General features: G+C 62.4%; 11 protein-coding genes. 4 read left to right on the forward strand and 7 right to left on the reverse strand.

Annotated elements, in window-relative coordinates:
* Window positions 1-107: 107 nt before the first annotated feature.
* On the forward strand, window positions 108-509 hold the full coding sequence (locus G6016_RS16970; RefSeq protein ID WP_206682291.1) for a YgdI/YgdR family lipoprotein: 402 nt from the start codon (window positions 108-110) through the stop codon (window positions 507-509).
* Between the two features lie 80 nt (window positions 510-589).
* Here G6016_RS16970 and G6016_RS06830 read toward each other — a convergent pair whose 3' ends face one another.
* The 4 genes from G6016_RS06830 to G6016_RS06845 form a co-directional block, all read right to left on the reverse strand.
* Window positions 590-3421, reverse strand: coding sequence for a DNA methyltransferase (locus G6016_RS06830; protein ID WP_182631924.1), 2832 nt, complete (start codon window positions 3419-3421; stop codon window positions 590-592).
* Between the two features lie 463 nt (window positions 3422-3884).
* The gene (locus tag G6016_RS06835) at window positions 3885-4028 is read right to left on the reverse strand and encodes a hypothetical protein (protein ID WP_182631925.1); all 144 of its coding nucleotides are present in this window, start codon (window positions 4026-4028) and stop codon (window positions 3885-3887) included.
* Window positions 4029-4175: 147 nt separating this feature from the next.
* Window positions 4176-4856, reverse strand: coding sequence for a hypothetical protein (locus G6016_RS06840; RefSeq protein WP_182631926.1), 681 nt, complete (start codon window positions 4854-4856; stop codon window positions 4176-4178).
* A gap of 206 nt (window positions 4857-5062) precedes the next feature.
* Complete coding sequence (locus G6016_RS06845) at window positions 5063-5413, reverse strand: histone-like nucleoid-structuring protein Lsr2 (RefSeq protein ID WP_182631927.1); 351 nt, start codon at window positions 5411-5413, stop codon at window positions 5063-5065.
* A 177-nt stretch (window positions 5414-5590) separates the two neighbouring features.
* Here G6016_RS06845 and G6016_RS06850 point away from each other — a divergent pair, with 177 nt between their 5' ends.
* A complete protein-coding gene (locus tag G6016_RS06850) occupies window positions 5591-6247 on the forward strand; it encodes a hypothetical protein (protein ID WP_182631928.1) in 657 nt (218 codons plus the stop codon).
* Window positions 6248-6271: 24 nt separating this feature from the next.
* On the opposite strand, the gene G6016_RS06855 is transcribed toward G6016_RS06850, so the two are convergent.
* Together G6016_RS06855 and G6016_RS06860 are read right to left on the reverse strand one after the other, a co-directional pair.
* Complete coding sequence (locus G6016_RS06855) at window positions 6272-6850, reverse strand: hypothetical protein (protein ID WP_182631929.1); 579 nt, start codon at window positions 6848-6850, stop codon at window positions 6272-6274.
* Between the two features lie 140 nt (window positions 6851-6990).
* Window positions 6991-7785, reverse strand: a complete 795-nt coding sequence (locus G6016_RS06860; protein ID WP_182631930.1) for a recombinase family protein — start codon at window positions 7783-7785, stop codon at window positions 6991-6993.
* 370 nt (window positions 7786-8155) lie between these two features.
* On the opposite strand from G6016_RS06860, the gene G6016_RS06865 reads away from it, so the two are divergent.
* Window positions 8156-8503 carry a hypothetical protein gene (locus G6016_RS06865; RefSeq protein ID WP_182631931.1) on the forward strand — a complete coding sequence of 116 codons (348 nt, stop codon included), beginning with the start codon at window positions 8156-8158 and terminating at the stop codon, window positions 8501-8503.
* A gap of 188 nt (window positions 8504-8691) precedes the next feature.
* Complete coding sequence (locus tag G6016_RS06870; protein WP_182631932.1) at window positions 8692-9762, forward strand: hypothetical protein; 1071 nt, start codon at window positions 8692-8694, stop codon at window positions 9760-9762.
* Between the two features lie 107 nt (window positions 9763-9869).
* Here the strand turns inward: G6016_RS06870 and G6016_RS06875 are convergent, their stop codons facing one another.
* Window positions 9870-10472 carry a hypothetical protein gene (locus G6016_RS06875; RefSeq protein WP_182631933.1) on the reverse strand — a complete coding sequence of 201 codons (603 nt, stop codon included), beginning with the start codon at window positions 10470-10472 and terminating at the stop codon, window positions 9870-9872.
* Window positions 10473-10555: the final 83 nt, after the last annotated feature.

Here is a 10555-nt window from a genome sequence, read left to right on the forward strand (position 1 = left end):
AGTGCTGGGGGACCGATGAAAGCTAATCCGTCGCTTGGTTTACACCATCCCGTCGGTTTCTCGCTCATGCCAGTAGCCCGAGGGCGGCGTTCTGCGATGATCCAATTATGAGACGAGCATTACTAGCCGCAGCTTGTTGCCTCACTCTGGTCGCCTGCGGCACAGATAGCACCAACACAACGAACGATGACAAGACCAGCGACCCTGCCGCACTGACGTACCCCTCCGGCGACGGAGTGCTTGCGGGCTATCCGAAGAAAGTCAGCGTCTCGTCCATTGATGAACGGCTGGCCACGACCTACGAGGGGCAACTAGCTGACGGACAGCTAGTTGCCCTTGCTCCCGGTGTCTACACCCCGTTCAGCCCAGTCGAACCCGATCTCACCGCGTACCTCTCCAGCGATACTCCTTCGGACGGTGACTGCACGATCAAGCAGAAGTATTTCCCGGCTACGGGCGGCAGCTGCTGGTCTGGTGTGCAGCCAGGTGGCGAGGAGCCGGGCTGGTGACCCGCTAGTTAGCGCACAGGACGCTCGCGAGCTGATCAACTCGCCGTCCCACAAGAGCACCTGAGCTCCAGCTCTCAGCGCTATGCGGTTAGTGCGGCATACCGAGCGAAGAGCAGTTCCAGCCTTTGCCGTTCGTTGCTGAGCTTTCGAGGCGACCCGAAAGCCCGGTCGATCTCCCGGTCGAGGGCATCATGCGCCTTCACCAGCGCCGGATCCATCGCCAGCGGGTTGTATGCGTTCGCAAGAGACCGTCCGGGGTGCTTCGCGCGCGCAGCGAGCACTTTCTGCCCTTGGGTGATGATCGCCGACCGCACCGTGTTGCCGAGCTCGGGGACTGGAAAGGTGTTCCAGGTCAAGGTGTTCGAGAAGCGCAGATCGGATTTGATGCGCCCGCCCACGGCTCGCTGCCACACGATGAACATCGACGACGAGATCAGTGCGAACAGAAGGCCGTCTTCGTCGGCGACCTGGAAGTTTGCGTTGCCCGAGATCACCTCTGGAAGAAATCGTTGTGCCAAGAAGTACGGGCGGTTTTCACTTACATGGGCGGGGATCGCCAGGAAGGGGACCGCGGTACTTCTGATCTCGGTGAATAGGTGCGGGGTGTAGGCGGCTTCGCGGGTGCTTGCTTTGCGGCTACCAGCACGGAAGCTTTGACAGGCTTTGATCTGCCCCCTCAAGTAGGAGGACGCTTTCAAGTCGGCGGGATCGAAGTCGTCGTCTGCCATCCAGAGGCACCATCTGTCGGTGCCGTTGATGAGTTCTTTTGCTCCGATGTAGGGGCGTACGTACTTCATCGCGATCGGATCGTGTCCGGGACGCGGTGTGCCAGCCTTCGGGACAAGGTGCCCGCCATCGGCAGGTTTTGATCCGTAGGTCACGGCACCAAGTTCTAGCGAGAGCGGTTGCGAGCGCTTGGTCACGAGCACGTTCGGACCGTCGATGAGATAGGCGTTTATGCCTTGTTCGACGATGGCTTCGACTGGGGCTGCGTTGACGTCGGGGTAAGTCCACAGTCTCTGCTTGGCGCCGCGGTCTCGGGTGAATCCAACGATGACGCAGTGCACTGCTGCTTTGCCGGGCGCTTCGGAGTCCCAGGCGAAGGTGCGGTGCGCGTACTTGATGCGCCAGCCCTCGCGTTGGATGGGCCTAAACAGTGCAGGTACTGGTTGCCCCTGCGTGATCGAGCTGGTCGTGACGTAACCGAACTCTCCGGGCCTTCCGTCGCTGTACAAGTGCAGGGCCTGGGCGTGCCAGCCGGTGACGAAGTCGAGGTATCCATCGTAGTCGCGGCCCCACACACGCTTCATGTCGTCTGTCTGCTCATCGGTCTTGGTGTACTGCCCGATGAAGGGCGGGTTGCCGAACACGTAGGTGCTGCCCGAGGTAGCTGGGAAGAGGTCTTTCCAGTCGACCTGGAGGGCGTTGGTGTGGTGGATGTGGGCGGTGATCGTGATGGGCAGGCGTTCGGGAGCCTGCCCGACTGAGGCGGCGAGTTCGCGGTTGGCTTGGTGATCGACGAGGAACATGGCGGTCTCGGCGATTTTGGCCGGCCACCAGTTGATCTCGATGCCGTGAAACTGACCGATGGTGAGTTTGGTTTCCAGCGTGGCGTCCAACGCCATGCCGGTCTGCCCCTCGCGAGTTCGGATCTCTTTGATGATCTGGGTTTCGATCCGTCGCAGGTCGCGGTAGGCAACCACGAGGAAGTTCCCGCACCCGCAGGCCGGGTCGACGAACACGTGGGTGGCGAGCCTGTCCCGGAACGCGCGTAGTGCTTTGACGCTGGTGGACTTGTTGCCGCACAGGCGGTCTGCCTCAGCCTGTAGGTCATCGAGGAACAGCGGCCCGATGGTCTTGAGGATGTTCGTCTCGGAGGTGTAGTGCTCACCGGCCGCACGGCGGGCCTCTTTGCTCTTGACGAGCTGAAACATCGCGCCGAACACAGCTGGGGAGATGCGGGTCCACCTGAACCGGCACGCCTCCAGGAGCGCGTCGCGCATGCCTGGGGTGAAGTACTCCAGCGGCAGAACATCGGCGAACAGGGCACCGTTAACGTACGGGAAGCGAGCCAGCAGGTCGCCGAGGTTCTTGTTGCGTTTGCTGGTCGGGGTGTTGAGCACACCGAACAGGGAGTGCAGTTGTGCGCCGAGGTTGTCGGAGTCGGTGCGTTGCTCGACCCACCGGTGGAACAGATCCGCTTCCCAGAGGCCGGCGTCGTCGCCGTAAAGCAGGAACAAGATGCGGGTCAGCATCATCGAGGCCCGCTGCACACTGGCGTCCTCATCGGCGGGATCTTCGGTGAGAACTAAATCGACGTCGACGTCTTGGTCGGCCTCGTCACCGACCATCGCTTCGTAAAGCTGCGCCATGAGTTGCGCGGCATGGATGGAGGCGTCCTGCTCCTCGCGCCGCGAGACGGTCTCATGCCCGGCGAGGAACAGCATCGCGTCGAGATGCTCCGGCGCCTGGTCGATAGTGAACTCGACGTGGCTCCCGTCTTCGCCGAGTTGGTCAATGCGGATGTATTCGAAGTCGGTGACGACCACGTACTTCGGGAACTCGTGCTGCCCAACGGAACCGCCGGCGAGGTAATCCTGGGCTTGGGCTTGGGCCTTGTCCAGGTCGACGCCGAGGGACTTTGCTTCGCCGATGAACACCCCGGACTGGAATACGTCGATCGAGCCACGACTGCCGGTAGAGGCACGCCTGGCTTCGCGCTCGAATAGGTCGATGCGGGCGGCATTGACGTCGAAACACGCGAGCAGGTCGGACCAGAAGGACTGAGCGAAGCTCGACTCAGTGCCGGTGACCTTCTCCTCGCGCCACTCGGCGATGCGTTCAGACCAGTGGGCCGAAAAGCCCCGAAGCTGTTGAAGGATCTGGCCGCGGTCCAACGTCGTCGCCGACACTCACACACTCCTGGTCTACGCAGATGATCTCGGGCAGTCCTGCCAGCACGGACGATCACTCGCGGGTATGCATCTCACACTATCTGCCCGACTTCCGGACAGCGTGCTCTCGATTCGAGCGCGTCGTTGCTGGCGGCTCACGGCCGGTGCGGGCGGCGACGCGTGCAAGCGCTCCGACGGTGGTGGCGACCTGGTTGTTGTCCAGCGGCATGGCTGCGGCTCCGCCCCACCACTACGTGAGTTGGCGGCTCGGGAGGCGCCAAAGCAAACCTGACCGTCTCTCTGGGGTACACCCGTGCGGGATGGCGGGCGGGGGCTATAGCTCCTGCGTCGCAGAGTCCCTATGTGCGTTTGTGCCACGTATCCCTATGGGGTTTGAAGTGCTTCTGCACTCGCTGGAGCTGATGGTGGTCGATGATTCTGCCCCAGGTGGCAATCGTGGACCGAGTCAGGTCGCGCTGGTTCAGGCCTGCGGTCGGGTCGAGGAAGAAGACTCAGGATGCTCGGGGTTGTGGACGGTGCCCTCGAAGAAGAAGACGAAGGTGCAGGCGTCAGTGTTGGCGTATATGGGGTGCTCCTCGGTGCTGGTGTGCGGTGCGACTGGCATGCCCAACTGTGCTGCCCGCCTTTCCCGGTGCAGCAGTTCGCAGCGCAGCCGCCCACCGAGCCCCCAGTACGGCGCCTGTATCGCACGCACGAAAGGGCCCGGCCCCGAAGTTGTCCCTCGGGGCCGGGCCGTGGCGTTGCGCGGACTCTAGCTGGGGTTGAAGTAGCCGGACACGCCCAGGAGATAGGTGGGACACGGCTCGTCGTACAGGTCTGCGGTGAACGACACCGTCCCGCCGTCTGCGAGATCCCCGTCCTGCTCGGTGAAGGTTCCAGTGCTGGAAACCAGGCCATCACCGTCGAAGCAGTAGACCTCCACGCTGTACGGTCCGGTGACCGTCGAGCCAGTGCGATTGACGGCAGCACCCACTATTGACCCGCCAACATTGTTCGACTCGGTGATCACGAACGGCGCGGTGTTGTAGGGGGTCGCGTCAGCCGGCATGTGGTTCTCGCTGAACTCGTACTCCGCGTCCGCAGGCAGCTCCGTGTCGGAGCCGAAGTAGATGAAGGCGAGTCCGACCCCTCCGGGCGGCACCTGGGCCGGCGTGCCCCCCTGGCTACTTCCGGTCGCAACTATCTGCCCACCGTTGCGGGCCGTGGCACTCCAGTCGATGTGCGAAATCGCGGCGTCGGTGTTGTTCCGATATGCGAACGGGAGGCGTGAACCATCAAACGGACCGACCTGGACTACAGACACCTTTCCGGCTTCCCCGTCCTGGAAGGTTGGGGTAGCGGTCCCGCTCAGGAGCTCGCCCTCCTCGTACGGCCAGGCCGCCGACTCGTCGTTGTTGGAGTCCGACGAGGCAGCCGCTGCTGGGCTACCCACGGGGTTCTCAACGGGGGATTCAGACGGCGAGCTGCACGAGGAAAGCAAGACCACAGCTCCGAGAAGGGAGGCAAGGCCGAGTACGGGTTTCATGAACTGGATCTTATAGAAGGCGGCATTGCGTCCATCCCGCGGAGCCCCCGACAACGATTCTCGAGCTCGCAGACAGGGCCCGCGTCGACGAGGCTAGCGCTGGCCGCGGCAAGCTAGTTCGCCGCGTTGTACGCCTCCATGATTTCGGCGGGGATGCGGCCACGGTCTGAGACGGTGTAGCCGTTCTCGCGGGCCCACGCGCGGATCTTCCCCGTCTCACCCTTGGCTGCCGACGAGCTCGAGCGGCGGGAGGTCTTGGCTGCCCGCTTCTTGCCGTTGTCCGCCGGGCGGGCCGCCGAGAGGTACGGCTGAATGGCCTCGCGGAACGCGGCGGCGTTCTGTTCGCTGAGGTCGATTTCGTAGTCTTTTCCGTCGACCCCGAACTTGATTGTTTCAGCCCGGCCGTCTTCGATTTCGACGCCATCGAGATCGTCGACGTAAATGGTTTCGTAACGGACAGCCATATGCGCTCCTAATGCTGAATCTTGGTCGCCGGAATGGATCAACCGCGATCCATGTCGGTGACCGGTCGAATATAATCGTAGTCGCACTTTATGATCGACACGAGAGTAGCTGATTCTAGCCTCGCAAAATGACGCTACTGTGCACCTGAGTGAGAGCGCTACCGTACTCTAGGCGGCGTGAAACGAAGCCTATTTCCCGCAGTGGCGTTCACCATATCCGCGCTCACCTTGGCGGGGTGCAGCAACGACGACGACGGCGGCTTTGAGCCTGCCGCAACCCCCGCTGAGGCCCCTGCTGAGCAGGCGCAGGAAACCAACGAAAGGGGTGCGGTCGAGGTCGACCTCGGTGAACCTGTCACACTCACAGACGACACTGGAACCCCCCTGATTACTATTACCAACTCGCGTCTCGACGCGACCGGATGCAAAGCGGTCAGCTACGACGATATTCCTGCCTTCGCGGCAGAGGGCGTCACCGGCGAAATACGCCAGATCAAATTCGTTGCTGACGTTGAGGTAGGCGACCAGGAGTACGCCCAATGGCTATGGTCATCCGACTTCTACTTCACAAACGATGACAGCGAAGTGGTCCAGAACATCCAGGTCGCCAGCTACCACGATGACCTATTGGGAACGTCCTGCGAGGGCGATACATCTATCATCGACCTCCCGCCGAACTCGAAGGCGAAAGGTGCTACTTCCCTGGACATTCCCATTGGCTCGGAGAACGGCGGACCCACCATCATCGGTTACGAGGTGAACGGGAACCGCGTCGAGTGGCGACTGCCGGAAGGCTGGGCCGACGAGCTCGGCGAACCGGTCTTCTTCCGGTAGGCCCGCTCGGCGCGGCCCTTGCTGTCAGGGGTTGAACGGCACCGTGGTGCGGGTGACGGTGGCGCCCGCGGCGACGAGTTCGGCGAGCACTTCGTCAAGGTCGCAGGCAGTCGACTTCTGTCCTAGCCACCGCTCCAGCAGCGTGGCCATGCCTCGGCGGCCGGGCCGCTCCTGGGTGTAGATCGCCTGGTGGGTTCCCAGGCTGGGGGCGTCGACGGTGATGAGCATGGCCTCCTCGTCGGGCCACATCAGTTCGGCTTCGATGCAGGTCACGGCGTTGTTCTCGAGGTCGTACCCCCAGTGCTCTTCGGGGAACGTGATGCGGCCACGTACCCCGTAGCCGGCGAGCTCGCGAAGGAGATCGTCGAACACCCCGCTGGCCCAGTCGCCGTACAGGTTGACGGTCACCTCATCGTCGGTGGCCTTGATCTCGTGGATGGCGTCCTCTGGGTCGACGTTCTCGGAGCAGCGCACGAAGAGGGCTGAGTAGAGCTCGGTCTTAGCATCGACGACGGCCGGGTCGAGATCGTTGGCCTCTGCCCAGGCATTGATCGCGGTGGTGGGGATGGTCAGGTCCCCCTCGATGGTGGTGCTGTTTCCCATGGGTCCTCCCGATGTTGTGGCCGGGCGCTCTGCCCGGGCGTTGGTCCACCCTCTCCCCGGCGGCCGTGGGTGCAGCACCACCGCAGTAGCCCGCGGGCCGGGGCGCCGCGGGCTACTTTTATGGGTGTTGACCTGCGGAATTAGGCGACCTGCTCGGCGATGGGGTCGGGGCTGGTGGGGACGTCGCTGGCCATCGCCTTCTTGGACAGGCCGTACTTGTTGTAGAAGTCGTCGTTGCCGGCGTCGTCGGATTCCTTCTTCTCCGCCAGGAACCGCTGCACGGTGCGCTTGCTGACCTTGACGATGTCGGCGGTCTCGCCGATGTCCAGGCTGAGCCGGTCGATGTAGTCGAGGATGCGTTTGGCTTTCTCGGTGTCGATGGCCGGCGGTCGACCGCCCTTTTTCCCACGCGCTCGGGCTGCGGCGAGCCCGGCGTTGGTCGAGGCCACGATGGTCTCCCGGTCGGCTTCGGCGAGCCCCGACAAGATCGTCAGGAACAGCTTGCCTGTGCTGGTGGCGGTGTCGATTGCTTCATAAAGGGCGCGGAACCGGACCCCAACTTCCGCGAAGGCGTCCATGAGCTTCATGGTGTCGCGGCTCGATCTGCTGACTCTGGACAGGCGGGTGACGATCACGGTGTCGCCGGGCTTGAGTTCGTAGCAGAGCTTCTTGAGTTGCTCGCGATCGTTGCGGGTGCCGCTCATTTTCTCGGTGTAGATCTTCTCGCAGCCGGCCTGGCGGAGGGCGTCGATCTGATGATCGAGGGACTGGTCGACGGTCGAGACTCGGGCGTAGCCGTAGACCGTGCCTGTCCACGAGTCCTGGTTCAGGTCGAAGGTGGGGTTCATCAGGGGTCTGCGCGGCGCGAAAACGAGCTCGAAGGGGTCGTAATCGGAGGGGTTCTGGGCGCTTCTGGCCTGATTTGGGGTACCCACGGTATGCCTACCTTCCTGTTCGGCCGCCACAGAGCGACGTGTAGTCAAAACGCATGACACAACTAGGTTATTTCAGATTTGTTTCTGTCACCGTTTCTGTCACCCGGAAACGGCCTGTTCGGAGGGGGGCGGCAAAAACTCGAAATCTGATGACGCAATCCATCGTTTCTGTCACCGGGCGAAAACCGGGCGAGGCGGCCATTATTTTTGTCCGGGCCGAACCTGCAGTGTTGCCGCCCAGCCTACGACATGCATCGTAACTCGCAGACGCGCTATGTTATCCACACCGGTGTCAGTGGTTTTGTGACAGCCGCTCCCGTAAACTTGCGGCTAATGGGTCCAGCGTTGACCCCCGAGAGTCAGGACAGCCATGAGCGGATTCGATTACCTGGGCGAGCACGTCGACGACAACACCATCTACGTGACCGAGATGCGCGAACTGCGCGACGCCTACGGGGTCAGCCGCCTCGGGGAAACGGTTGTCACCAACATCTCCAAGGAGCTCGCCGGCTACGGCCTCGGACACCTGCCCTCCCCGCTGCCATTGTCGTCGGACGAGGAGGTCCGCCTGTACCGCCGCGGTACCGCGATCGGCGACATTGTCTCCGCGGTCCTCGAGCCCTCCGCAGGCGGCGATCAGCGACTCATCGACTACGCCGAGAACACCGACCGGGAGATCGTCGCCCAGATCCGCGAGCTCCTCGACAGCTACTCGTAAAGGCGAATTATCCAACTGCTACCGTCTTAACCCGGCGCGATCGGCTCGATATATCGCAGATAGTCGATGGAAGCGGAATACATTTCAGAAAGCGGCCTCAGTTGGCGATAAAACGAATCGACATTTCGGATCTGTCCAGCGACATTGTTGATGACGTAGTGAGGCAAGTCTGTGCGGCGACCGACGGGATGTTCACTGTATCCCGCAAGGGTGATATTTGCCTGCCCGTTCGGGTGCTGACCACTAAAGTGCCGTACAAGGCTGGAGTGTACGAGACAGAATCGAAGACTGTCACCGCACGTCACGAAGCATTCTCAGACAAGCTCGCCTCGGTGGTGCAGGCCCACGGGAAGACGGTTAGTTCGGTCGTTGTCGAACGCGGCGGGGAAGTTCCGGGGGTCGGAGTAGTAATCGGTTGCGACTTTGGTTACCACATCGCGATTCCTTACGTGAGCCCGCCACGGCGCCTCCCCGACGAATTGAGTTCCCTGCTGCCAGCCGAGATCTCCCACTACGTCAATGAAGAATGGTCTCGCAGTACGTTGGCCGTTTCGCCCCGCGCGAGCGAGGGACTTCGCAACCTGGCTGAACTGAGTTATCCGGCCAAAAAAAGAATGGACCTGTCCTGTGGCATTTGCGATGCGAGCAACCGGACGACCTTCGTCTGCCGGAGGTGCGTGAAGGATGTCACCGAAGGGCTTCCGGTGTGGGATGAAACCAGCTGGCAACAGACTGCGGACTGGGGCCTCGACGCACTGGATGAGGAGCTAGAAGGCCTGGCTCAGCCCCCTGGCAAATTCTCCATGAAGCGGGTTTCGCCGGAAGAGGTCCGCCGCGCGGTAGTCCGAATGGTCGCACTCCAAGGCAGTGCTCCCTGGCTCGAACGAGTGGCCGGGAAACTCGGAGGTGTCAGGACCAGTCGTGGAATGGTCTCAATCGCTGAAGATGGGCACCTGTGCCGATCGGCTTTCGAGCGGACAGTAGATGACTTCATGCATCGAAACGGTATTCATCACGAAGTAGAACCGAGCTACCCGTTCGACTCAGCCCTTAATAGCAATCTGAAACTTAAGGCCGATTGGAAGCTCTGGGATGGGACATTGGTCGAAGCGTTCGGAATGATGAGTTCGGTCGAGTACTTGCAACGAGTTCAACGGAAGAGAGAGCTGGCCGACAGGCACTCGCTGAAAGTTCTGGAGATATTTCCTGAGAACGCCGAAATGCTGCCCTCAATATTCGCAGGATGGATTCGTCGATAGCTTGGGCGCGTAGGCGCAACCCGCTCGACAGTTCCCGCAGCCTTTGCCCCGCGTCGTCGAAGGCCCATCGCCCACCGAGGCTTCGGGTGCGGAGGTAGAGGGAGACGCTAGTTGCCGCGCAACACTTCCGCCCCGTCGACCCACGCCTCGATCCGGATCCGGCGATCGGCTGACAGCTCGGCCAGGAAGGACCGCGCGGCAGGAGTTACCGCATCGACCGGGCCGTGAAAGTCGACGAACGGTCCACCGGATCCGTCGTGGCCGACGAAGTCCGCCTCCATGCGGGGAGCGAGCTCCACCACGCCGGCCGCGAGTGATTCGAGCTGCTCGTACAGCGTGGATCGCGGGCCTACCGACGCGAGCCCGAACGCCTCACCTGCGGCTCGAGCGGTGTCGGCGATAGCTGGGAGCCCCCGTTCATCAAAGGAGAGGCCGGTCTCGATGCGCACCCAGGCGCAGTCCCGCGCCCACCCGTCCACCTCCGGCACTGTCAGAGCGGTCTCGTGGCGGGAGGCGAAGTAGTCGTTGAGCTCCGCGCACACGCGAGGCGCGAGGTCGGCCAGGTACTCCCCGTGGCTCGGATGGGTCGAGTCGGGGCTGGCGATGACAGTGCCGTCTCCATCCAGGTGATCGGGATAGAAGTCGCCGAACGACATCGGCTGCGGCGCGAGCCGAAGCACCTCCCGGCCCGCGACGATCAGGCACGGCATCAGCCACACCAGCGGACCATCGGAGTAGCCGTCGTTGGTGATCGCGGCATCCGCAATACACCTCAGATGAATGCGTCACCTAC

Source organism: Dietzia aerolata, assembly GCF_014144865.1.
GTDB lineage: Bacteria > Actinomycetota > Actinomycetes > Mycobacteriales > Mycobacteriaceae > Dietzia > Dietzia aerolata.